The sequence below is a fragment of the Fibrobacter sp. UWS1 genome (assembly GCF_002300445.1).
Lineage (GTDB): Bacteria > Fibrobacterota > Fibrobacteria > Fibrobacterales > Fibrobacteraceae > Hallerella > Hallerella intestinalis.
The window spans coordinates 239361-261605 of record NZ_NSGW01000002.1 but is presented as its reverse complement, the minus strand read 5'-3'; the positions used below and the strand labels follow the sequence as shown (position 1 = coordinate 261605).

The 22245-nt window shown below is 43.5% G+C and carries 22 protein-coding genes and 1 pseudogene; 4 read left to right on the top strand and 19 right to left on the bottom strand.

Annotated elements, in window-relative coordinates; all coding sequences use genetic code 11:
- Positions 1-25 precede the first annotated feature (25 nt).
- The gene (locus BGX14_RS11140) at positions 26-1156 is read left to right on the top strand and encodes a DNA cytosine methyltransferase (protein ID WP_078777394.1); all 1131 of its coding nucleotides are present in this window, start codon (positions 26-28) and stop codon (positions 1154-1156) included.
- A 53-nt stretch (positions 1157-1209) separates the two neighbouring features.
- Here BGX14_RS11140 and BGX14_RS11135 read toward each other — a convergent pair whose 3' ends face one another.
- The 7 genes from BGX14_RS11135 to BGX14_RS11105 all read right to left on the bottom strand — a co-directional run bounded on the left by BGX14_RS11135 (position 1210) and on the right by BGX14_RS11105 (position 7581).
- Positions 1210-1989: a Bpu10I family restriction endonuclease gene (locus BGX14_RS11135; protein WP_095879924.1), complete on the bottom strand. Its 780-nt coding sequence runs from the start codon at positions 1987-1989 to the stop codon at positions 1210-1212.
- 225 nt (positions 1990-2214) lie between these two features.
- Positions 2215-3363, bottom strand: coding sequence for a 1-deoxy-D-xylulose-5-phosphate reductoisomerase (locus tag BGX14_RS11130; RefSeq protein ID WP_095879923.1), 1149 nt, complete (start codon positions 3361-3363; stop codon positions 2215-2217).
- Positions 3364-3366: 3 nt separating this feature from the next.
- On the bottom strand, positions 3367-4212 hold the full coding sequence (locus BGX14_RS11125; RefSeq protein ID WP_078775520.1) for a phosphatidate cytidylyltransferase: 846 nt from the start codon (positions 4210-4212) through the stop codon (positions 3367-3369).
- On the bottom strand, positions 4205-4915 hold the full coding sequence (locus BGX14_RS11120) for an isoprenyl transferase (RefSeq protein WP_073302644.1): 711 nt from the start codon (positions 4913-4915) through the stop codon (positions 4205-4207). The genes BGX14_RS11125 and BGX14_RS11120 overlap by 8 nt, the downstream gene beginning before the upstream one ends.
- A 5-nt stretch (positions 4916-4920) precedes the next feature.
- Positions 4921-5457 carry a ribosome recycling factor gene (gene frr, locus BGX14_RS11115; protein WP_095879922.1) on the bottom strand — a complete coding sequence of 179 codons (537 nt, stop codon included), beginning with the start codon at positions 5455-5457 and terminating at the stop codon, positions 4921-4923.
- Positions 5458-5505: 48 nt separating this feature from the next.
- A complete protein-coding gene (pyrH, locus tag BGX14_RS11110; RefSeq protein ID WP_073302648.1) occupies positions 5506-6213 on the bottom strand; it encodes a UMP kinase in 708 nt (235 codons plus the stop codon).
- 78 nt (positions 6214-6291) lie between these two features.
- Complete coding sequence (locus tag BGX14_RS11105) at positions 6292-7581, bottom strand: ATP-binding protein (RefSeq protein WP_095879921.1); 1290 nt, start codon at positions 7579-7581, stop codon at positions 6292-6294.
- A 236-nt stretch (positions 7582-7817) separates the two neighbouring features.
- On the opposite strand from BGX14_RS11105, the pseudogene BGX14_RS11100 reads away from it, so the two are divergent.
- A pseudogene (locus BGX14_RS11100) lies at positions 7818-8921 on the top strand (Acyl-CoA dehydrogenase C-terminal domain-containing protein); the annotation flags it as partial.
- Between the two features lie 145 nt (positions 8922-9066).
- Here BGX14_RS11100 and BGX14_RS11095 read toward each other — a convergent pair.
- Genes BGX14_RS11095 through BGX14_RS11080 form a run of 4 tightly spaced genes read right to left on the bottom strand, consistent with a single transcriptional unit; the run spans position 9067 to position 12472 of the window.
- A complete protein-coding gene (locus BGX14_RS11095; protein ID WP_095879920.1) occupies positions 9067-9405 on the bottom strand; it encodes a hypothetical protein in 339 nt (112 codons plus the stop codon).
- A 47-nt stretch (positions 9406-9452) separates the two neighbouring features.
- Positions 9453-10796: a fibrobacter succinogenes major paralogous domain-containing protein gene (locus tag BGX14_RS11090; RefSeq protein WP_143394226.1), complete on the bottom strand. Its 1344-nt coding sequence runs from the start codon at positions 10794-10796 to the stop codon at positions 9453-9455.
- 48 nt (positions 10797-10844) lie between these two features.
- The gene (locus tag BGX14_RS11085) at positions 10845-11513 is read right to left on the bottom strand and encodes a hypothetical protein (protein WP_158223304.1); all 669 of its coding nucleotides are present in this window, start codon (positions 11511-11513) and stop codon (positions 10845-10847) included.
- A 32-nt stretch (positions 11514-11545) separates the two neighbouring features.
- Positions 11546-12472 (bottom strand): fibrobacter succinogenes major paralogous domain-containing protein, encoded by a 927-nt coding sequence (locus BGX14_RS11080; RefSeq protein WP_095879917.1) that lies wholly within the window; start codon positions 12470-12472, stop codon positions 11546-11548.
- A 60-nt stretch (positions 12473-12532) separates the two neighbouring features.
- Here BGX14_RS11080 and BGX14_RS11075 point away from each other — a divergent pair, with 60 nt between their 5' ends.
- On the top strand, positions 12533-13768 hold the full coding sequence (locus BGX14_RS11075) for an IS256 family transposase (RefSeq protein ID WP_095879753.1): 1236 nt from the start codon (positions 12533-12535) through the stop codon (positions 13766-13768).
- A gap of 388 nt (positions 13769-14156) precedes the next feature.
- A complete protein-coding gene (locus BGX14_RS11070) occupies positions 14157-15035 on the top strand; it encodes an IS30 family transposase (RefSeq protein WP_095879463.1) in 879 nt (292 codons plus the stop codon).
- 54 nt (positions 15036-15089) lie between these two features.
- Here BGX14_RS11070 and BGX14_RS11065 read toward each other — a convergent pair whose 3' ends face one another.
- The 8 genes from BGX14_RS11065 to BGX14_RS11035 form a co-directional block, all read right to left on the bottom strand.
- Positions 15090-15491 (bottom strand): hypothetical protein, encoded by a 402-nt coding sequence (locus tag BGX14_RS11065; RefSeq protein WP_143394225.1) that lies wholly within the window; start codon positions 15489-15491, stop codon positions 15090-15092.
- A 37-nt stretch (positions 15492-15528) separates the two neighbouring features.
- Positions 15529-16077: an FISUMP domain-containing protein gene (locus tag BGX14_RS11060; protein ID WP_255404537.1), complete on the bottom strand. Its 549-nt coding sequence runs from the start codon at positions 16075-16077 to the stop codon at positions 15529-15531.
- Positions 16078-16727: 650 nt separating this feature from the next.
- Positions 16728-17171, bottom strand: coding sequence for an IS200/IS605 family transposase (gene tnpA, locus BGX14_RS11055; protein ID WP_095880359.1), 444 nt, complete (start codon positions 17169-17171; stop codon positions 16728-16730).
- A 257-nt stretch (positions 17172-17428) separates the two neighbouring features.
- Positions 17429-18316 carry a translation elongation factor Ts gene (tsf, locus tag BGX14_RS11050; RefSeq protein ID WP_233126528.1) on the bottom strand — a complete coding sequence of 296 codons (888 nt, stop codon included), beginning with the start codon at positions 18314-18316 and terminating at the stop codon, positions 17429-17431.
- 1 nt (position 18317) lies between these two features.
- Complete coding sequence (rpsB, locus tag BGX14_RS11045) at positions 18318-19133, bottom strand: 30S ribosomal protein S2 (RefSeq protein ID WP_073302823.1); 816 nt, start codon at positions 19131-19133, stop codon at positions 18318-18320.
- Positions 19134-19169: 36 nt separating this feature from the next.
- On the bottom strand, positions 19170-19364 hold the full coding sequence (locus tag BGX14_RS15590; protein WP_158223303.1) for a hypothetical protein: 195 nt from the start codon (positions 19362-19364) through the stop codon (positions 19170-19172).
- A complete protein-coding gene (locus tag BGX14_RS11040) occupies positions 19333-21789 on the bottom strand; it encodes an ATP-binding protein (protein WP_158223302.1) in 2457 nt (818 codons plus the stop codon). Before BGX14_RS11040 ends, BGX14_RS15590 begins: the two co-directional genes overlap by 32 nt.
- Before the next feature lie 101 nt (positions 21790-21890).
- The gene (locus tag BGX14_RS11035; protein ID WP_095879913.1) at positions 21891-22244 is read right to left on the bottom strand and encodes a histidine phosphotransferase; all 354 of its coding nucleotides are present in this window, start codon (positions 22242-22244) and stop codon (positions 21891-21893) included.
- Between the last annotated feature and the right edge of the window lies 1 nt (position 22245).

Genomic DNA, 22245 nt, shown 5'->3' with positions numbered 1-22245 from the left:
TTATCATTTATTTAGGAGCTTTTATATGAACGTAATAGATTTATTTGCCGGATGCGGCGGTTTAAGTACAGGCTTTGAAATGGCCGGTTATAAAATTCCGCTAGCTGTCGAGAGGGACGGTTGGGCATCAGAAACGTATAAAAAAAATCACAAAGGAACAAAAGTTATCACAGGCGATATCACACAAATTCAAGATCTGGATTCATTATTTTCAAAAAAGAAAATAAAAATTGATGGTATTATTGGCGGCCCACCCTGCCAGGGATTTTCGTTAAGTGGCAACAGGGACAAAAAAGACCCAAGAAATAGTTTGTTTATAGAGTTTGTTCGGTTTGTAAAACATTTTCAACCAACCTTTTTTGTCATGGAAAATGTCACCGGTATACTCTCCATGCAAACAAAATCGGGAGAATTGGTTAAAGACGTTATATTGAGTGAATATAATAAAGCCGGCTATAATGTTGAGATTTATGTTCTAAACGCAGCAGAATTTGGTGTTCCGCAAAAAAGAATAAGGGTTTTCTTTATCGGACTAAAAAAAGAAATTCTTTATGATAGAGAAATGCTAAAACCTAAAGGATTCTTATTTGGTGATAATCAAATCACTATAGAGCAGGCGATTATGGATTTGCCTCAAATATCAGCTGGAGCGGGGAAAGAACCCGTTGAATACCCATGCTGTCCTCAAAATAAATACCAAAAATGGGCGCGGCAAAAATCAACAGCCGTTTACAACCATATAGCAATGAAACATTCCGCAAGACTGGTAGAACGATTTTCGCATATAGGATATGGGCAATCTGTTGCAGATGTCGCTCAAGAATACCAGCAACGGCAACGTGGGAACGCTAATAAAATAAGCGGGAGAACATACTCACAAAATAATATGAGACCATATCCAAATAGACCATCTCCAACAGTTCCCGCAAGTTTTCAAAGTAATTTTGTGCATCCTTACATCGACAGAAATTATACTGCAAGAGAAGGGGCTAGATTACAATCATTTCCCGATTCATATATCTTTTGCGGGAAAAGAACCACAATGTCCTGGGAAAAAAACTTATCACAATACCAACAAATTGGAAATGCAGTACCGCCACTTTTAGCGAAAGGAATCGCAGAAAGTATAGCGCGATATTTAAAACGAGAAAAATGAACCGCCTCCTACAAGATTGTGTAGACAATAAACAATACTTTTATGTTAGAATATTATTCGGATTTATTCAGAAGTCTTCCAGGAACCACAATTTTGACTTGATTAACCAAAGATGAAATCGCTTTTTTTACCTCTTTATAATATTCATACAAAGTTTTACTATCAATAGGATCCCCTTCTTTAGCTTGAAGGACGAACATTTCGTCTAATGTAGAATCTTGTTTTGCTGCTAATATATGTTCGTCGGCAATATTTTTATATCCCATTAAAACATACGCCCGGGAATTGGGCGTTGAACTTTTGAGTGTTTTGCTAGATGACTTAATCTCCCCAAACATTGTAGCATCCAAATATGTTTTCACCTCTACAGAAACTGCAGGTATGATGAGTGATACCGGTGTTTGCTTATCTATGGTGACGTTTATTTTTTTCCCAATACAAAAATCAACATCTTTTTTTATCACGTCAATTGTTAAGTCTTCCTTGATTTTTATTCCCGCATAAATTCCTTTGTTGAATATTGAAAGATTGCCATTTTTTATTTCATCAATATTATGGAAAAGATAACAACTTATTTCTTCTAAAAAAGTAGATTCAAATTTTGATTGAGATTTTATCTTGTTTTTAATAGCAAATTCATGAAGTTCTTCCCAATAAATATTAAGGATCTCTGTAGCTTTTTCAAAAGCAGTCAGCCCTCTTGAAAAATCAATGCTCTCTACCTTTTCACGCATCGGAAAATAAAATTTTTTTTCAAACGCGAGTAATTTCTCTTCAAGACCATTATAATTGCCACCTATCTTTGTTTCAATGTTATCCTCATGGACATACATAAATCCATTCTCCTTCTGTAAGGCGTATCATTCCTTTTCAATATAATTTACAATTTTTCAAAAAACTTGCAAAAATAAAGAGCTTTTTGAAATATATCGTAAAAAAATCGTATGAAACGGAAAAATAGATAACAATAAACACACCTTTTAGATCAGGCTGTAATTGGATTCCTACAAAAAAATTAAGAGCAAACGTTTATATTAAAACAACCTATGTCCAAGCCATCATAATTTGATAAGAGCCATCGCCTGACGGCGCGCTTCCGCATCGGCTTCCAAAATCGTATTCAAGTCCAGCTTGCCCGACACAGACGGAGTCTTTTCGACAATGCGTTCGACTCCGTTCGGAATGTCCATAAAACCGATTTTCTTTTCGAGGAAAGCATTGACCAAAACTTCATTCGCCGCATTCATGACCGCCGTGTAAAGCCCCGCTTTTTTCCCGCATTCCATCGCCAGAGCCAAACAGCGGAATTTTTGCAAATCCGGTTTAAAGAAAGTGAACGTGCCGACTTCGGCGAGATTCAAACGTTCGGTTTGAAGAGGAATTCGTTCCGGCCACGTCAGTGCCACTTGAATGGGGATTTTCATATCCGGAGCACCGAGTTGCGCCATCAGACTGCCGTCGCGAAATTGCACCAACGAATGCACACGGCTTTGCGGGTGCACGACAACCTGAATCTGTTCATAAGGAATGTGAAAAAGGAAATGCGCTTCGATGACTTCGAGCCCCTTATTCATCATGCTGGCGGAATCGATGGTAATTTTTTTGCCCATGCTCCACACCGGATGATTCAAGGCGTCTTCCACTCGAATGTCCTTAAATTTTTCCAAGGGCCATTCCCGGAAAGGTCCGCCCGAAGCGGTTATCTGTAAATTTTCCACTTCCTCTTTTGGCCTATCCGCCAGACACTGGAAAATCGCATTGTGTTCCGAATCGACCGGAGTGAGATACGCTTTGGGATTTGCGGCAAGCGCGTCTTGAATCACTTCGCCCGCCATCACAAGGGTTTCTTTATTTGCCAGCGCGATATGCTTGGAAGAACGAATTGCAGAAAGAGTAGGCAAGCAACCGACGGATCCCATCAGCGAGTTCAACACGATATCCGTTTTCGGATCGCTCGCCAATTCGCAAAGTCCATCCATTCCAGAAAGAACCGGTTTGCCGAGTTCTTTGGAAAGTTCCCTGGCGGCAGCCTCGTCAAACATGCACAGACGTTCCACGTTCATTTCGCGGGCAATCTGCGCCATTTTTTTCCAATTTTTGTTGGCGGCAATCGCATACAGTCGAAATCTTTCTGGATGTTGCTTTAAAACACCTATCGTCGATGAGCCGATCGAACCCGTGGCTCCCAAAAGGCAGACCTGTTTCATAAACTAAACCGCTCCGTTGATGAAAAACATCATCAGCACCACAGCCGGTGCCGAAAGAAAGAACGAATCCGCCCGATCGAGAACGCCTCCATGTCCCGGGAAAATCTGGCTTGCATCCTTCGTGCCCGACCAGCGTTTCAGAGTGGATTCCAGCAAATCGCCCACCTGTCCAGCGACCGCAAGAACCAATCCCAGAACGGCGGAAAGGGCATAATTCAATCCAAATACGGACGGCGCAAAAAGCATCACCCAAGCGACGGCAAAGAGCGTCCCGCAAATAGCCCCTTCCCAAGTTTTTTTAGGACTGATTTCCGTAGCCAGCTTATGCTTTCCCAGAAAGCGACCGCCAAAATAAGCCATCGTATCGCACACCCACATCGCCGACATCACAATGATGAACTTGTAGGAATGTTCGATGGAAAAATTGCCCGAACCGAGCAAAAAAACTTCGAGACCGCCCCAAAGCCCCAAATACAGCGGAGCGCCGAGCTGCATAACAAGCCACGGGAACAAGTGTTCTATGGAAACTTTCGCAAAAGCGATAATGATGTAAGCCACAAAAACGGCGACAAAAACCAACCCGACCAAATGCGGAACAGGAGCCATACCCAAAAAATGCCCAGACTGGAACGCCCAGGCAGCAACCAACACCGCCGAAGCTATCGGAGCCACCACCTGCATCGAAGGCCCCTTATACATTTTAGAGGCCATCCGTGCCCATTCCCAGGCACCTGCGCCGCTTAAAAAACACATGAGTGCCAAACGAGAAATATCGTTCAGCCACAACAATAAAAAAGTAGCGGGAATTGCGATCAGAGCAAAAAGAACTCGAACTGTTAAATTACTCATCTAGAACCTTTCCAAAACGACGTTCCCGCGAATTAAAAAAATCAATCGCTTTTTGAAATTCATCGTTCGTAAATTCAGGCCAAAGCGTTGGCGTCACATAAAATTCGCTGTAAGCGGCTTGCCACAGCAGATAATTCGAAAGGCGAAATTCACCACCTGTCCGAATCACCAAATCCGGGTCGGGCGCTCCTTTTAAATAAAGGCGTTTCGCAAAAGCCGATTCGTCAATAGCATCCAAAGAAAGCGAGCCTTCCAAAACCTCTTTGGCAATCGCCTTGCAAGCATCAACAATTTCCAAACGACCGCCATACGAAATCGCAAGATTCAGCTGCATCCCGGTATTGCTCGCCGTCGTGTCGATCGCATGCTGCAATTGCTTTCGTGGAGCTTCGGGTAAACGGTCGATGTTTCCGATAACCACCAGCTTCACGTTTTTTTCCATCAAATCGGGGAGTTCCTTGTGCACCATTTCGACAAGAAGCTTCATCAGATAATCCACTTCTTTAGAAGGGCGCTGCCAATTTTCGGAACTGAAAACGTAAAGAGTCAAATGTTCCAAGTGCAAATCGCAACCGAATTTGACGGCGTCTATTGTCGCCTGGGTGCCTTTACGGTGCCCCAGAAAACGTTCAAGCCCGCGGCTCTTTGCCCAGCGGCCATTGCCGTCCATGATGATTGCCACATGTCTCAGCCCATTCGCCATGACGATTAGACCTCGAGCAAATCGGCTTCTTTGACCTTCAGAATTTCATCGACTTTGGCAATGTAGCTGTCGGTCACTTTCTGAATCTGGTCCTGGCGTTTTTTGGATTCGTCCTCGCCGAGTTCTTTATTCTTCTTGATGGCATCGTTGGCATCACGGCGGATATTGCGAATGGCGACTTTGCCTTCTTCCGCATGCTTGCGAGCGATTTTCACCAGTTCCGCGCGGCGTTCCGCAGTGAGAATGGGAATCGCAACGCGGATTCCGTTTCCATCCATAATCGGCGAGACTCCGATATTCGCCATCTGAATAGCGCGGTTAATCGGTTCCACCATCGTTTTTTCCCAAGGCGTCACCAAAAGCATCCGAGGTTCCGGCACAGTGACCTTGGCCACCTGCGGAATCGGCGTCGGCGTGCCATAGTAGTCCACGCGGATGTTATTCAAAATTGCAGGAGTCGCAACACTGGTGCGGATTTTCGAAAATTCGCGTTCTGTCGCTTCAATCGCTTTTTGCATTTTCAATTCATATTCTTCAGCCATGAAATAGCCTCTTCAAATTCAAAAATAAAAGTTATGCACACAGCCAAATTAGCAGTGTACGAGCGTTCCTAAATTACCTTCTACGGCAGCCTTTGTCAAGTTTCCCTTTACCATTTTGAACACGAAGATAGGCATATTGTGTTCCATGCAAAGAGCGACCGCAGCCGTGTCCATGACCTTGAGACCGCGGGAGATGACTTCCTGGTAGCTGATGTCGTCAAAACGGGTCGCTTTCGGATCCTTGACCGGGTCAGCCGTATAAATACCGTCGACCTTCGTCGCCTTCATGATCACGTCGCATTCGCTTTCGATGGCGCGGAGAGCAGCACAGCTGTCCGTCGTAAAGAAAGGATTGCCCGTACCAGCAGAGAAGATCACCACGGAACCTGCGGAAAGGAGCTTGAGCGCACGGCGGCGGTCAAAGAATTCGCAGACCGGTTCCATGCGGATCGCAGACATCACCACGGAGTCGATGCCCTGCTTATCCAAAGCGTCCTGCATGGCAAGGCCGTTCATCACGGTGCCGAGCATACCCATGGCATCGCCCTGAGCACGGTTCATACCGCCTGCCGAAGCAGAAATTCCGCGGACCAGGTTGCCGCCGCCGATAACGAGAGCCACCTGCACGCCCTGCTTGACGATGGAAGCGATTTCACTTGCCATGTCGGCAAGGATGACATTATCAATACCGTGGCCTTTTTCACCCGCAAGGGCTTCGCCACTGAGCTTCAGAAGAATGCGCTTAAATTTAGACATAATTATTCGCCAGTTGATAGGTTCGTTTCTCGGAAGAAATGTAACAAAAAGCTAGGACACTCTTATCCCAAAAATAGCCTATATACCCTTCACAGCCCACAGAGGGACATTTTCCATCCATTCTTGTTTGCGATATGGCGACATAGATGTGCGAATCGCCGTAGAAGGTTTGAACTTATCCACAAAAAAGCGGAGGCTCTTGGCTTTCAGATTTTCTTCTGCCTTGACCTCAATAGGAACGACATTCCCCTTCTTCTGGATCAAGAAATCAACCTCGTACGTTGATTTTTCGGAGGCATAATAGAACGGAGTATACGGCTTCTCGGCAAGCAATTCCTGCAACACATACTGTTCCGTCAAAGCACCTTTAAATTCGGTAAAGATCCTATTTCCATTCAGAACCGACGACACATCCAGTTCGCTCTTTGCAGCAAGCAAGCCTACATCGAGCATATAAATCTTGAAGAAATCCAATTCCGCATATGCCATTAAAGGCATTCCCGGTTTGGAAACCATATTTACCTTATGCACAAGCCCGCAATCCAAAAGCCACTGTATCGCAATTTCAAAATCTTTTGAGCGAGCCCCCTTCTTAATTTGTCCAAAGAAAAACTTTCGATTTTCCTTTGCCAACTGCAATGGTAGAGAATTCCAAACCATACGGATTCTTGGCAATTCCCTCGGGTCCACGTGTTTACCGAAATCGCCCTCGTACTGATTCAAGATTGAATTCTGAATTTCACGGCAAGCATCATAATCTTGATTTTCTCGGAACAAATTCACAACTTCGGGCATTCCCCCAACAATATAATACTGCTTGAGACGTTCCCTATACAAGTCCGCAAACTCGTTCACCTCCGCATTTTCAGGATTGTCAATATACGCGGCAAGGCGTTCATCACCAAGCGCTATCAAAAACTCAGAAAAACTCATCGGATGGAGCCACAACTCGTTGATCTTGCCCACCGGGAAAGAAATTCCCTCGTGAATTGCAACCCCCAAAAGCGAGCCCGCAACCACAACCGCATATTCGGGACAATCTTCACAGAAATACTTCAGCGATTCAAGCACCTTCGGCGCAGACTGAATCTCGTCAAAAATCAGCAAAGTCTTTTCAGGAACAATCTTGACACGCAGTTCAATTTCCAAAGCGTTCAAGATGCGACGGACGTCGTAATCCGGCTCGAAAATCTTCGCAATCCTACTGTTGTTATAAAAACTGACATAGACGCAATCTTCAAAATGCGTCTTGCCGAATTCCTTCATTGCCCACGTTTTGCCCGTCTGACGGGCTCCCCAAAGGACAAGAGGTTTTCTGTTTTTCGAGTCCTTCCACTGGACCATTTTTTCGATTATAGACCTAAACATATTATTAATATAGAATTTTTGCGAATAAAAAGCACTTTTTCTTCGGAAAAAGTGTAACAACGTAACAAAATTTTCTCATAGTTGCAAAATTTAGCGTTTTCCAACTTTATTTATTTATTTACATTTTTTAAAGTTTACAGAAATTTACTTACAATTGTTGTTTTTTTTTACATTAGCAACGGAAAGACAGATACACAAAAAGCAAGTTTCAGGCGTAAGCCGAACGGTCGTATCAGAACGGCGTGAAGCGTTTCATTATGAACGGTGACTCCGATATTCACCTGGTGCTTGCCCGTTCTAAAGAAGGCACGCACGATGCTCGTGGTCTTTCCATGTTCATCTATGACAAGCGCGACGGCGGCGTGACGGTTCGCCGTATCGAAAACAAGATGGGCATTCACGGAAGCCCGACTTGCGAACTTGTCTATAAAAACGCCAAGGCTGAACTCTGCGGAAGCCGCAAGCGCGGCCTTATCAAGTACGTGATGGCTCTCATGAACGGCGCACGTCTGGGCTTTGCCGCATAGTCCGTGGGCATTAGCCAGACTTCTTATGACGAAGCTCTCGCCTATGCGAAGGACCGCAAGCAGTTCGGTACGGAAATCGTGAACTTCCCGGCCGTTTACGAAATGCTCTCCACGATGAAGGCGAAGCTCGACGCAGGCCGTGCCCTTCTCTACGAAACAGCCCGTTACGTAGACATTTACAAGGGTCTCGAAGATATGGAACGCGAACGTCCGCTGACTCCGGAAGAAAAACAGGAACTGAAGAAGTTCGGCAAACTCGCTACAGCCTTGACGCCGCTTGCCAAGGGCATGAACGCGGAATTTGCGAACCAGAATTTCTATGACTGTATTCAGGTCCACGGCGGTTCCGGCTACATGCTCGAATACGCCTGCCAGCGTCTCTACCACGACGCACGTATCACTTCGATTTATGAAGGTACGACACAGCTCCAGACGGTGGCAGCTCTTCCGCACCTTTCGACGGGTGAATACTCGGCGATCATCGCGGAACTCGAAGCCCAGCCGGTCGCTCCGGAATTCGAAGCGCTTGCCGCCCGTGCAAAGGCGATGAGCGTCAAGTTCAACGAAGTCCTCGAAGCGGTGAAGACGACGGGCGACAAGGAACTGTTGGACCTTGCATGCCGTCACCTTTATGAACTCGCCGCTTACTGCATCATGACGCAGCTTTTGCTCCGCGATGCAACGAAGAATGCGGCCATGTTCGGCAAGAGCCTCAAGGTCTTTGTGAACTACGCAGAAGCCGAAGTCGCCAAGCACTACAACTTCGTGAAGAGCGTGGATGTGGACGCGATGGAGAGCTACAGGAAGGCTTAAGCTGCTTCTTCGTCATTGCGAGGGGCGAGAAGCCCCGAAGCAATCCATAAAACTAAAGATCTCGGCAGGAATGCCGGGGTCTTTTTTCATAGTAATTTTTCAATACCAATCAAAAGAACATGAGTCCCTACTTTATCCAACACATCTACAATTCATTCTCGTTTGGATTATCTCTTTTCGCATATAGCCAATAAAGATTATAAAACGCTCCGAGAAATTGAACTACATCTGACACATTCCACAATGACGCAATTGCTTGAGACTTTTGTTTCCCTGTAATTTTTTTCTTTTTTTGCTTTTCTTTTTTTAAAACAAGATAAACGATATAATGATCGTTTGACCATTGAAGTTGAAATTGGACAGAATGAGTATTGTCGGACCCAATTAAAATCGATTGATCCTCACAGTCACCAGAAAATTCAATCTCATTGCATTGAGCAAATTTTTCTATAACAACAAACATTTGTTTTTTATTTGACGGCATTTCAACAACCTTTTTAAATTCGCTTAATTTTGCACTAGAATCTTTCTTTAATCATCCATAACACATCTTACCGAGAAATAGTTCCATTTTCTAGTAGTTTGATAAGTAATACTATTACGATCATGGTTTAATTGCATTACAAAGGCTTTATCCGCATCAATATCGGTAGAAGACCAGAACAGAGCCCTATAACCTATATATTGATAATCAGAATCTATATCGTAATTTCCTGCAGGAAGCGCAGAAAAACCAAATAAATCTGTACCATTGCCGCTGTTATTCCAACCATGCTTAGACTTCAGCACTTTTCCAGCCTCATCCTTTCCACCAGCAAAGTCAATCAAGGATTCCCACTCCCATTGACTAGGCAAATGCCATCCTTCTGGGCACACCGTTTGCGCATCCTTCCAATTATAAAACTGACCATATTTTTTACAATTTACACTTAGTCCTTTGTAGCATTTAGAATCTTTTGATTTCAAATTTAGATTTTCAGCCATCCATATTTGATTGCCGATTTTTACAGTTTTATATTTTTGTGAACCTATTTTCACAAAAATCTTCTCATATGTTTTCGTTTCGTCACCACTCTCATTCTTATTTTCAGTGACATCGTTATTATCCACCTCCTTCATTTTTTTATTTTCAACGGCATCTCTATCTTTCACACACCTTACTGAGAACTTAAAATATTTTGCACTTTGACCAACAGAAACAAATTGATTTTCATGATTAAAACCAATAATTTCCACCATTTCGCGCTTAGTTTCTGTTGAACTCCAAAAAAACGCACTATAGCCTCTGTTCACGAAGAGCTTTTTATCATTCATAGCTCCTGCAGGCAAAACAGAAAAATCAGCCGAATTGGAACCAGTCCCATTTATCCAATCTTCTTTTGATTTTAGTGCGGTTCCTGCCTTATTTCGACCACCTACATAAGTAAACAATTCATCCCATTCTTGAGACTTTGGCAAATGCCAACCTTCTGGACAAACATTGTTTGCTGTATTCCAATCATAAAGCATTCCATATTTTTCACAATTTCCAAGATTACCGTCATAACAGTTCCACTGGCCTTTCTTTGTTTTTAAATTTTCAGCCATCCATAATTGAAAGCCGATTTTTGCATATTTATAAGATTGTCCGTCACGAGGGTCAACAAAAGACATATCTTCACTAGCATCATTAACAACTTGAATGTTGGAGTTATTTAAAACCGACTCTTCATTTCCTACAAATTGCTTTTTGTTGTTTTCCGTTTCGTTTGGGCTTTTTTCATCATTACTAGAGCAACCAACAATAGCAACAGCAAACAAAAGCATCATGACAATCAAATAAGAACTCATTTTATCCAGCGATTTATCAGAATTATATAACTTATAAGTAATCATTTTTTTTCTCCAAGTTAAATTGTTAAGAAACAACTTCCTCACTCAAAATTATTTTTGAGCAATAGAGCCGACACATTTACATAACGCATTTTGCCATTTTTCCTTATTTAATATTTCAGACTGTGAAATTTTGGTTTTCGCCCAATTATTTGCTTTAAGATATTTACGCAGCAATTCTTTAATTAGGCAATACATTTCCTGGTCCAAAAAAGGCGAGAATCGAATACCTTTTATGACATCCGACGGTAAGTTATCCAAATAATCAACAATCTTTTCATTTTCGCCAGTCTCTGATTGGTACGTGACAATACGGATTTCTTTTTCTGGTTTAAATGGTTTTGATTTTATAAACGCACAGTCTTTCGTTGTTTCTACGACATACGATTCTAATTCTTCGGCCGATTTATATTGAACTTCTTTCATCATCATTTTTTGAGAAAGTCTAGCCTTAATTTTATCCATGTCAAATTCAACACGTACGCATAAATTATTGGGAGCCATTTTACTCCATCTATAGATGCTATTAGACTTAGACAAAGTAAAACAACAAATTCCCATCACATCATTATCTTTGCTGCTTAATTTTGACGCAAAGATGTCATTCTTATCTTCCCATTCTAAAGGATTTATCAACGGTAATCGATGATTTTTTATCAGATCAAGAAGATGTTCGAAATGCACAAACCGATAAATAGATTTGCTTCCACTCATTTTCACGCACCTAAACACTTACACACCATTTTCGCAAATCAATCCTTTACGCATCGAACAGAAAACTCGTTAATCCCGTAGCCTGTAATAGCCGATGTAATCACAATCTCATTGCAATCATCATTTGAGCCAATATACATTCGGGCGGCCCATACATTATCTCCAAGCCCCGGACCAGCAGGTTCACTTTTAGTTTCTGTTGAAGACCAAAAAGAGGTATGCTTAGTCATATGACCATACCCACCAAAGAAAAAATTACCCCCCGCAGCTTGTGCTGAAAAGCCAAAATCATCTGTTCCATTACAATCTTTTCCATCTTGCCTTGCCCAACCAGTTGTCGATTTCAGAGATTTCCCAGCACTTTTGCCCCCTATGGTTTCGATTAATTTTCTAAAATCATCTACACTTGGCAAATGCCAGCCATCAGGGCAAACTTCTATCGCATATTCCCAACTGTAAAGTTGTCCATATTTTCTACAATTTGCCGCACTTTCCTTATAGCAATGACTTCCTCTAAGTGTGTGGTTTAAATTTTCTGCCATCCAAACTTGTTGGCCGATTTTGACCGTTTTGTATTTTTTTCCATCACGTTCGTCTACAAGAATCTCTCCTTTTCTCATATCATTTCGTAAATTTTGGGCTTTTGCAACTGTGATATCTTTTCGTTTCAAAGCGCCCGTGACAAAATGTTCTTCCATCGCCAAAACATCTTCATCATAGTGACGCAACTTGCAATTTTTATTTAGATAACCAAAATACCTTTTGAAAATTTTCTTTATTTTTTCATCGTCTGGTTCTAAATTCTTTTCAACTTCATATATTGTCGAAAAATAATTAACATACTGTACCGAATCTTCAATACATCCTTTTTGGGGATACAACTTTTCTATCCTTCTAGCAACACTTTCCGCAGATGGGGCTTCATTTCTCATATTAATTGTTGAACCATCACTGACTCTATCCATAAAACTGTGTCATTCACCACCAAGCATCATTTGAAAAATGATGTAAATTGAGGAACTATGATGACACACGAAGAATATAAAGAGATGATCAAAAAAGCAGCATCTCAGTTCAAAACAGGAAAGCCAATTTTTGGCAAAGACGGAGCATTTCACCAAGTATTGGAAGATTTTTTGAATGCTGCATTAGAAGCGGAAATGGATGTTCATTTGGAAAAAACAAAGCCCGAAAATCGAGAAAATCGGCGCAATGGGAAAATGCCGAAAGAGATAAAAACGGCATACGGAGCAGTCCAAATAAACACGCCTAGAGACCGCGAAGGAAGCTTTAATCCTGAGATTGTGAAGAAACGTCAAACCGTGCTTGCCGAAGGTCTTGCAGACCGAATTATCGGCCTTTACGGACTCGGACAAAGTATGCGCGATATTCAAAAATATTTGGAAGATGATTTTGGCGAATACATTTCAGCCGATACCATTAGCAACATCACAGAACGCGTGTGGCCAGAGATTAACGAATGGAGAACGAGACGTTTAGAAACGGTTTATCCCATCGTTTGGATGGACGCAATTCATTACAAAGTAAAAGATGAATCAGGCATCGTAACAACGCGAGCAATTTACAATGTCATCGGTGTTGATTCAAATGGTTACAAAGATTTGCTAGGCATGTATGTGTCGCAAAGCGAGGGTGCAAAATTCTGGATGCAAGTCCTTTCCGATTTGAAAAATCGCGGAGTGGAAGACATTCTCATCGCTTGTGTAGACGGACTTTCAGGCTTTCCGGACGCAATAGAATCCGTGTTTCCAAAGACCAATGTTCAGTTGTGTGTAGTGCATCAAATTCGAAATTCACTCAAGTACATTAACGCAAAATCACAAAAAGAATTTTTGAAAGAACTGAAGTTAGTTTATGCGGCATCGACCAAAACGGAAGCCGAAATTGCACTAAAAAAATTAGAAGAAAATTGGGCAAAAAAATATCCAATCGTCATTCAATCTTGGAAAGAAAAATGGGATAAACTTTCGTGTTATTTTGATTATCCAAGTGAAATTCGTCGCATTATTTATACGACAAATACTGTCGAAGGTTATCATCGCCAAATTCGAAAAGTGACAAAAACAAAAGGTCTGTTTCCAAATGATGACTCGCTTGTAAAACTCGTGTACTTGGCGTATCGAAATATCAAAAAGAAGTGGAAAAAGCCATTGCAAAACTGGACAACTTGCGTACAAAAATTATCGATTCTTTTTGGTCAAAGATTTAATCCACTCAACTTAAATCAAATTCCAAAATGAATTTTCTCCGCCCCCAAACGGAAACACAAAAACTTTAATTGGATGATTTTTTTTCAAACAAGGAATGATAATTTTATCATTTCTTGTTATATTTGAATTGCTTCAAAAGGAGAAATTTGAAGTTGTCGCAAAGACAAAATCGAGTTGAAAAAACATCGCTTTGATTTTGCTTTTCGCTTCTTCCGCGAATTTTCACCGTCAATGCGACTGATATAGGTTGAATCGGGAAGAAAAAAAGTTCCCTAGGGCTAGCCCCTGGGGAACCTGGCCGAAACTTTTCTACCTTGCCGATTCTACCAAAAAAGGACATGGCGGTGAGTCTCAACCAAGCACAAAGATACGAAATACGAGCGCTCAATGCGGCAAAGATCCCCCGAAAAACATAGCCTTGCAGCTGAAGGTCCACAAATCCACAATCTACAGGGAACTAAACAGGGGCGGCGGCCGCCAGCATTACGACCCGGTCAAGTCGCAGGAACGGGCAGACCTCCTTGCCGCGACAAGTCACCTGCATTACGACTACGACGAGGACGACTGGAAAATCGTGGACGGGAAAATCAAGGAAGACTACTCTCCCGAACAGGTGAACGGACGCGCGAAACTCGATGGGATGGGTGTCCCTAGCGTCGCCACGATATACAGGCATGTGAACAAGGACGAGGACCTGAAGAAGCACTTGCGGCACGGCAAGAAACCATACCGTAAGCGCGGGGAGAAGAAGGACAAGAGAGGCCAGATTGTAGGCCGCGTGCCCATCGAGGAACGTCCGGCAATCGTGGACGAGAAATCACGCGTAGGCGACATCGAGATAGACCTGATAAACAGCGCGGACCATGACGCGAACCTGCTCACGATCAACGACAGGATGACGAATTACAGCCTGATAAGGTATCTTCCGACGAAGAACGCGAAAGACCTGAAGAGAACGCTTGTGAGGGCGCTGAAGGACTTTGAGAAAACGTTCGAAGTCAAGATTCTCACAATCACTTCGGACAACGGGAAGGAGTTCGCCTGTCACGCAGAAATAGCGAAAGCTATGAAGGCGGATTACTACTTTGCGAACCCGTACCACTCCTGGGAGCGCGGTGCCAACGAGAACATGAACGGTCTAATACGCCAATATCTTCCCAAGAAGGAGTCGTTCAAGGGAATCTCTCCCCGGAAAGTTCGCTGGATACAGGATAAACTGAACAACAGGCCTCGAAAAAGGCTTGACTTTATGACCCCTTTAGAGTATATTTATACGCAAGTTAAACTACAAACCTAAGTCGCGTTAGCGACGAAAATCCGCCTTCAATTTTGAAATTTCAAAGCTCTTTTTTTAGCTAACAAAAACTAAATGACACAGTTTATTTGACAGAACCCCATCACTTTTCAAAATAGCATAGAACCAAGCAGACAATTGTGATGCATCATCAACATTTCCTTCTGCATAAACAGAATCCACATAGGCAACAGCTTCTTTTAATCGTTTTTTATATTCATCATAACATTCAATTTTTTCACATCCATACAATTGTTCAAAAGACATTTCTTCTATAGAAATCTCTTTGGCAGGCGAAGCTTCTTGACTAGTGATGACTCGACCCGACTTACTTTTATCACCATCTTTATCGGTGCAACCAATAAAGGCTACTGTGAATACAAGCATAGACTTTACAAGAACAGAGTTAATTTTGAGGAACGAGCCCCTTTCACTAGCAGAACTGATTATTTTTGGCATATTTGCACCCCTTTTTCATTTGTTAAACTTTAATCTCTCACACAACGGACACTAAAATAATTAGCATCCTTTGGTTTACTAAAATCACGAAATAGTCTTTGAGTCTTTGAGACTTAGAGTATTTCACTGCATAGGCATTATGTCGTCTTGGAAACATACTCTTGATAAAACTATCGCTACGCCTAGATGTCCAAGTGCCATTATCATCACTCGACGGCCAAAAATAGGAGCTTTCCTCTCCATATTTGTTGAATTCCGAGTCAAAGCATGTACCATCATCGTAACAATACCCGGTAAGATCCGTGACAAATTTGCTATCTGCCACATCAAATATTTCAGTCCATTCCTGCCTTGATGGCAAATGCCAACCACTTGGGCAAGCGTGTTCAGCCATATCGAAATTATAGTAGCGTCCTACAAAGCATGCTCTAGGTTCATTTCGGAAGCAAATACTTCCTCTTACATTATATCGCAGATTTTCGGCCATCCATTCAGATTTGCCGATTTTAATAGTCGGATACCGTTCCCCATCTCTGGAACCAGTGAATGAACCTGCATAAACGCAAGCACACGAAACAACTAGCATAAAAAGCAAAGGTTGCTTTATGCAATTTTGAAACACATACCTAGCTATTCCCATAGAACCAAGCCTCTTTCATTACAAGAGGTTTACTCCCATTCTGCAAGGAACCGTGCCGATTTTTGTAAGGAAACAAAAAAAGGCGTAGATCGTTGCATTTACCTAAGTGGGGCTCTCGACTGCCTCTGAACGATAAACACAAACGACCCACGCCCCAAAAGGGCTGTTGCTTTTTGGCTATACGACCAAAGACCGGCTAAAAGGCCGGTACAGCAAACCGAGATACACCGCAAAACGGCATACCTGCGTGAGCGTTCGCCTTATTCTCGTTCAGGGAAACTGTCGAAATTTCACTTAGAGAACAAGAGCTAAACTCTCTAATATGTCCGATTTAAAAATAACTTAAATACAGCCCAGACGCACGGAATATTTACAGAAATGCCCAGTTTTGTGACGAAACCGACGAATTTGGGGCAAATTGTAAAGAATGTTGGGTATTCCAGGTTGAGTGATTTTCTGTATACAAAAAAGGAACCCGCCGGCATAGCCGGCGGTTCTTCTTTTACGGGCGTAGCCCTAGGATACTAGCCACGCGTCACGTCGCGTTGGTCGATCTGCCACTTGCGTAAGGTCCTTACCGGCCGCCCGTAAACGGGCTACATCTTGCCGAGCATAGTCAGCTGTTCTCCGTACTTATCCTCATCCAACTGATTTTTGATATACGAGGCAATCTTGCTCGCACTCTTGCCGGCCGTGTCTACGTAATACCCTCGGCACCAAAATTCCCTATTCCTGTATTTGAACTGAAGCGACGGATACCGTTCGTAGATCATCAAGCTACTCTTCCCCTTCAGGAATCCCATGAATCCCGAAACCGAATATTTCGGCGGTATCTCGAGAAGCATGTGTACATGATCTGGACAAACTTCCGCCTCGACGATATTCACCTGTTTCCAGTTGCAAAGCATACGTAGGATTTCACCTATCTCGCGGCGCTTTTCTCCATAGAACACCTTCCTGCGAAATTTGGGGGCAAACACGATATGATACTTGCAATTCCACGTCGTGTGGGCCAAGGTATGATTATTGCTATTTTTCATTTGAATCCTTTGGTTCTTTTGTTTGCAGTTGGCAGACCGCATTTCAATAGTAGCCAAAGGATTTCTTGTTTGTCGAGGATGGAACGCCAAAAGGCTAAACGGGACCGCCGGCCTAGCCAGCGGTTTTGAATACATACAAAAAAATTGGTCGCCCCGGATGGGACGACCAATTTTAATTCTAACTAGAGATTGCTTCACCCCTTACGGGGCTCGCGATGATGAGCGACGATTCTCTCGCCACTCGCCTTTCGTCTAAACTAGTTACCGCGTTCGAAGCGGATGAAGTTTACGACCTTCAAGGAAGAGAGACCGAGCTGCTTTGCAACGACTTCCTGGAGGTAATCCTTGACAGAGAGCTTCTTCGGGTTCTTTTCGGACATGAAGAATTCCTGGTCTTCGAGAACGATTTCCTTGAGGACCTTGGCAACGCGACCGTCGATCTGGCGCTGAACGAATTCCGGCTTCGTCTGCTTACCGGAAGCTTCGATCTGAGCCTTTGCGATTTCCTTTTCCTTTTCGATGGTTTCAGCCGGAACAGCGGCATCGTTCAAAGCGACCGGTGCGAAAGCAGCGGCCTGCATAGCGATGTCCTTAGCAGCAGCCTTGAGGGCTGCTTCGTCTGCAGAACCTTCGTAAGAGAGTTCGGTAATCACGCCGATCTTACCGTTCATGTGGCTGTAAACGCCAAACACGGAGTTCGGAGCCTTCTTGAGTTCCTGGAATTTGCGGAAGTCGATATTTTCCTGGATTTTGACCAGCACATCCTGGAGAACGTCGTTCACCTTTTTGCCGTCCACCACAGCGTTCTTCAAATCTTCCACAGAAGAAATGTTCTGGGTTTCGACAGCCTTCACGGCCAGAGCAGCAAGAGCCTTGAAATCTTCGTTGTTGGAAACGGGTTCGGTTTCGCAAGAAAGTTCAAAAGCAGCAGCCTTGTCCGCCGTTTCGACCAAATAGATGCGACCTTCCTTCGCAGCCTTGTCAGCACGCTTTGCAGCAACAGCGGCCCCCTGCTTACGGAGCAGTTCAACCGCTTTTTCCTGATTGCCTTCGGCTTCAATCAAAGCTTTTTTGCACTGCATCATGCCAACTCCGGTAGCTTTGCGGAGTTCATTGACCATAGCGGCAGTAATTTCAATAGCCATCTTACTTTTCCTCTGCGGTTTCAGACTTTTCTTCGGCCTTAGCAGCGGGTTTACGCGGCTTGTTGAAACGCTTGCGCGGAGCCGGAGCGTCGTCATACTTCTTGACAGCAGCTTCCGCATCGGCATTCTTTGCCACTTCGGTGCGAGCCGTTACGTTGTTAGCAATATAGTCCACAACGAGCTTGATGGATTTCACAGCGTCGTCATTCGCCGGAACCGGATAATCTACGAGGGTCGGATCGACGTTCGTATCGCAAATGCCGATAATGGGAATGTGCAGACGGCGAGCTTCCGCCACAGCGATGTGTTCGTGATGAAGATCCGTCACCACAACGAGTCCCGGAAGAGTGGTCATTTCGCGGATGCCGCCAAAAACGCCGAGCATCTTTTCACGAAGACGAGTCTTGTCCAGAACTTCCTTCTTGGAAAGTTCTTTAAAGAGGCCGTCGGCTTCCATCTGGTCGATTTTATCAATCTGCTTGATGGACTTGCGGACAGTCTGGAAATTGGTGAGCATGCCGCCGAGCCAGCGGTTGGAGACGAAGAAGTGATTGGTCTTCTTGGCCGCTTCTTCAACGATCGCGCGAGCTGTGGGCTTGGTACCGACGAAGAGAACGCTCTTACCTTCACCCGAAATACGAGCGGCAACTTTACCGGCTTCTTCGAGCATCTTGATCGTCTTGTCCAGATTGATGACGTAAATGTCATTCTTCTTGGCAAGGATGTACGGTTTCATTTTCGGATTCCAGCGCTGAGCCTGGTGTCCAAAGTGAGCGCCTGCGGAAAGCAGTTCTTCAACGGAAGGCAGATTTGCCATGGTATTTTTCCTTTTTTCGGTTATTCTTCCCATTCATCAAATCGCAAAGCTTGTAGCCACCGAAAGCGATTCTTTTCCTGAATGGTGCTTGTTATACCCAAGCGCTATTGCTTGAGCGGGGGAAAATATAGAAAAAGCACCGAATTTTTTCTTTTCCCGTAAACCGGCGCGGAACAAAATGGCTTTAGTAAAGAAATTTTCAGCTATCGGCCGATTTCTGCTTTTCGCCAATCAAACCTCCAAGAGTGCGACACAGAGCATTAAAATCTATCGGTTTGGAAATATGGGCGTTCATTCCCACTGCAAATGTCGCCGCAATATCTTCTGCAAAAGCATTCGCCGTTACCGCGATAATCGGAATTTTTTCGGCATCCGGCCTATTCAACGCCCGAATACGCTGCGAAGCTTCACACCCATCCATAATCGGCATCTGCATATCCATTAAAATGGCATCGAATTCAAACGGCGAACTCTCTTCAAAAGCCTTCACCGCTTCTTCGCCATTCCACGCCTTCACAATTTTAACGCCATTCATCGTCAGAATCTCCGCGGAAATTTCCATATTGATGACGTTATCTTCGGCAAGCAGAATTTTTTGACCTTTTAAAGATACCAGCTGCAAGGATTTCTTATGGCTATCCTTTTTTGTTTTCTTTTCGTCCAATTCCTCTGCCAGCGAAAAAGGAATCGTAAAGGTAAACGTTGTGCCCTCGCCAAGAGTCGATTCCACATAAATCTGACCGCTCATTTCCGTGACAAGATTTTTTACAATCGCCATTCCCAAATCCGTCCCCGCAATTCGCCGATTTGAAAAACGGGTTTCCCGAGAATATGGATCAAACAGCCGCGTCAAGAACTCTTTTGAAATGCCGATACCGGTATCCGAAACTATAAACTGATATTGCGCTCTTCCCACTGCATCGACTTGTTGAACAAACACCGAAATCGAATCCTTTTCGGAAGTAAACTTAAATGCGTTGGACAACAAGTTGTTCAGCACCTGAACAATTCTCGCCGAGTCGCCCATGATTTTGCGATTTCGAATGTTAAACTTCACCTCGAATTTTTTCTTTTCGACTTCCGCCTGCAAATAGAACGGATCTACGCATTCCGAAATGCAATCTTCAAGATCGATGCTTTGATTGTTCAATACAATTTTTCCCTGCTCCATGCAAGACACGTCCAAAATATCGTTCACCAAATTCAAGAGCTGACGTCCCGAATAAACAAGCTTTTCCTGATAACCACGCACTTTTTCCGAGAGCGAATCTTCGTTGAGATTTAGCTCCGAAAGGCTTAAAATCGCATTGAGAGGCGTCCTCATATCATACGACATGTTGCTAAAAAACGCCTGTTTCGATTTTTCACCGCGCTTCGCAATTTCCAGCGCATCTTTTAACAATTTGCGTTCCTGAAATTGCTGCTGTTTTTCTTTTTCCACTTCTCGGAAGCAAAGCACGGCCTCGTGTGACAATAAACGATTGTCAAATAAAACCCGCACGTTTACCCAGCGGTATTCCTCCCCAAACCGACGCAAAAAATCCCCGCCAAATTCAGTTATTTGCTTGACCACAAGATTGCCAATGCTTTCCTGTGAAAAATTCTTGCAAAAATCTTCAAAAGCAGCAGGCTCGATAATTTCTTCCAAAACCCGCATCAGTTCAGCATAAGAACCCCTCTTAGGCAGACGACCTTTTACATATTCGGAGCCTTTTATCATGAAGTAGGTTCCTTTTACATAATCCACCCGATAAATAGCGTAATATTGATTGCTCAAACAGGCCACCGTTTCATCGGCAATTGCCTTGTCCTCACTCAATTTAATCGTCCGAACGCTCATAATCACAACTACGACAAAAATCGGAACAGTAAATAAAGCGAACAGGAAATAAAAATGACGGAGCGGTTCGGTGATTGTCCAGTAAGGAATCGTGACATAGACATTCCAGCCAAGGTCTTGGACGCCAAATGAAATCGGAGAGGAATAAACGCCTCTCTGCGCTCCTGTCGGATCGAAAACAAAAGCATCATAAGCGACAAGCGAACCATTCTTAAAACCACTGTCAATTCGCTTTACATAATCGCTAATTTCATCCTGCGAGACTTTGAGAATGGAATTGCTGTAAATAAGATTCCCGGCTCTGTCGCAAATATAAACGGAGAAGCCTACTGGCAAATCCGGCCTGAACGCATAAATTGTCAAATTTTGTACAAAAACTTTAAATGCGATGACAGTGTTCTTTTTATCGCATTTTCGTGCGATGACCAAGCACAATTTCTGGGAAACAGAATCCATATAAACTTTGGAAAAAAACTTTTTCCCATCTGCAGCAAGCACTTTCTTGTACCATTTGTTAGACAATTCGGCCTGAACCTTTTGGATTCCGGCATCGCTAACAACAACAACGCTATCATAAACAATAAACGGTTCTAAAATTTCCTCTCCCAGCAGCAACGACATACGTTTGCGGAAAAGCGCAACCCATTCAGACAATTCTTTTTCATCGGCACCCTTTTCCGTTTCAATTGCCGCCATATAGGATCCGTGATCAAGCAAAGTAGAAATAAGATCCAATTCTCCGGCCATTTCCAACGAATAGCGCAAAGCAATGGCATTTCCCAATTTCAAATATTGTTCAAGAAGAATGCGCCGCATAAAAGCAGCAAAGAAAATTACCAGCAGCACCAAAAAAAATAAGATGAAGATATTCCGCTTACTCTTTTTCCCGAAACGTTTCAACCAATCTATCATTTCAGTCATTCCTCAATAAGAACGATCATTCTGTGAAACTCGTCATCGATTTCTGGCATCATCGCCGAAGCCTCTTCAAAACGATCCGTCCGAAAAAACGCCACCTGGCGCGCAAAAAGTTCCGAGAGCTTCAGCATCGAGAGATTCGCCGTCATTCCTTTTAAACTGTGCGACGCCGCAAGAGCGCCTTTGGCATCTTTTTCAGCAAGAGATTTTACAAGTTGCTCGTAAATCGAACGGTCGGCAGCGAATTTATTCAAAAAGCGTTCCAAGAGGGAGCAATTACCCATCAAACGCTCCAGAGCGCTTTCCACATCAACGCCCTCGCGAGAGAGCCAATCCCATTTTTCCTGTTCCATT

Coding starts and splice junctions, on each gene's coding strand:
- BGX14_RS11130 (WP_095879923.1), bottom strand. CDS start 3,363: ATGAAACAGGTCTGCCTTTTGGGAGCCACGGGTTCGATCGGCTCATCG.
- BGX14_RS11035 (WP_095879913.1), bottom strand. CDS start 22,244: ATGGAACAGGAAAAATGGGATTGGCTCTCTCGCGAGGGCGTTGATGTG.
- BGX14_RS11095 (WP_095879920.1), bottom strand. CDS start 9,405: ATGCCGTCAAATAAAAAACAAATGTTTGTTGTTATAGAAAAATTTGCT.
- BGX14_RS11140 (WP_078777394.1), top strand. CDS start 26: ATGAACGTAATAGATTTATTTGCCGGATGCGGCGGTTTAAGTACAGGC.
- BGX14_RS11080 (WP_095879917.1), bottom strand. CDS start 12,472: ATGGATAGAGTCAGTGATGGTTCAACAATTAATATGAGAAATGAAGCC.
- pyrH (WP_073302648.1), bottom strand. CDS start 6,213: ATGTCTAAATTTAAGCGCATTCTTCTGAAGCTCAGTGGCGAAGCCCTT.
- BGX14_RS11135 (WP_095879924.1), bottom strand. CDS start 1,989: ATGTATGTCCATGAGGATAACATTGAAACAAAGATAGGTGGCAATTAT.
- BGX14_RS11065 (WP_143394225.1), bottom strand. CDS start 15,491: ATGCCAAAAATAATCAGTTCTGCTAGTGAAAGGGGCTCGTTCCTCAAA.
- tnpA (WP_095880359.1), bottom strand. CDS start 17,171: ATGAAAAATAGCAATAATCATACCTTGGCCCACACGACGTGGAATTGC.
- BGX14_RS11125 (WP_078775520.1), bottom strand. CDS start 4,212: ATGAGTAATTTAACAGTTCGAGTTCTTTTTGCTCTGATCGCAATTCCC.
- BGX14_RS11120 (WP_073302644.1), bottom strand. CDS start 4,915: ATGGCGAATGGGCTGAGACATGTGGCAATCATCATGGACGGCAATGGC.
- rpsB (WP_073302823.1), bottom strand. CDS start 19,133: ATGGCAAATCTGCCTTCCGTTGAAGAACTGCTTTCCGCAGGCGCTCAC.
- BGX14_RS11105 (WP_095879921.1), bottom strand. CDS start 7,581: ATGTTTAGGTCTATAATCGAAAAAATGGTCCAGTGGAAGGACTCGAAA.
- BGX14_RS11040 (WP_158223302.1), bottom strand. CDS start 21,789: ATGCGGCGCATTCTTCTTGAACAATATTTGAAATTGGGAAATGCCATT.
- BGX14_RS11090 (WP_143394226.1), bottom strand. CDS start 10,796: ATGATTACTTATAAGTTATATAATTCTGATAAATCGCTGGATAAAATG.
- frr (WP_095879922.1), bottom strand. CDS start 5,457: ATGGCTGAAGAATATGAATTGAAAATGCAAAAAGCGATTGAAGCGACA.
- tsf (WP_233126528.1), bottom strand. CDS start 18,316: ATGGCTATTGAAATTACTGCCGCTATGGTCAATGAACTCCGCAAAGCT.
- BGX14_RS11075 (WP_095879753.1), top strand. CDS start 12,533: ATGACACACGAAGAATATAAAGAGATGATCAAAAAAGCAGCATCTCAG.
- BGX14_RS11060 (WP_255404537.1), bottom strand. CDS start 16,077: ATGCTAGTTGTTTCGTGTGCTTGCGTTTATGCAGGTTCATTCACTGGT.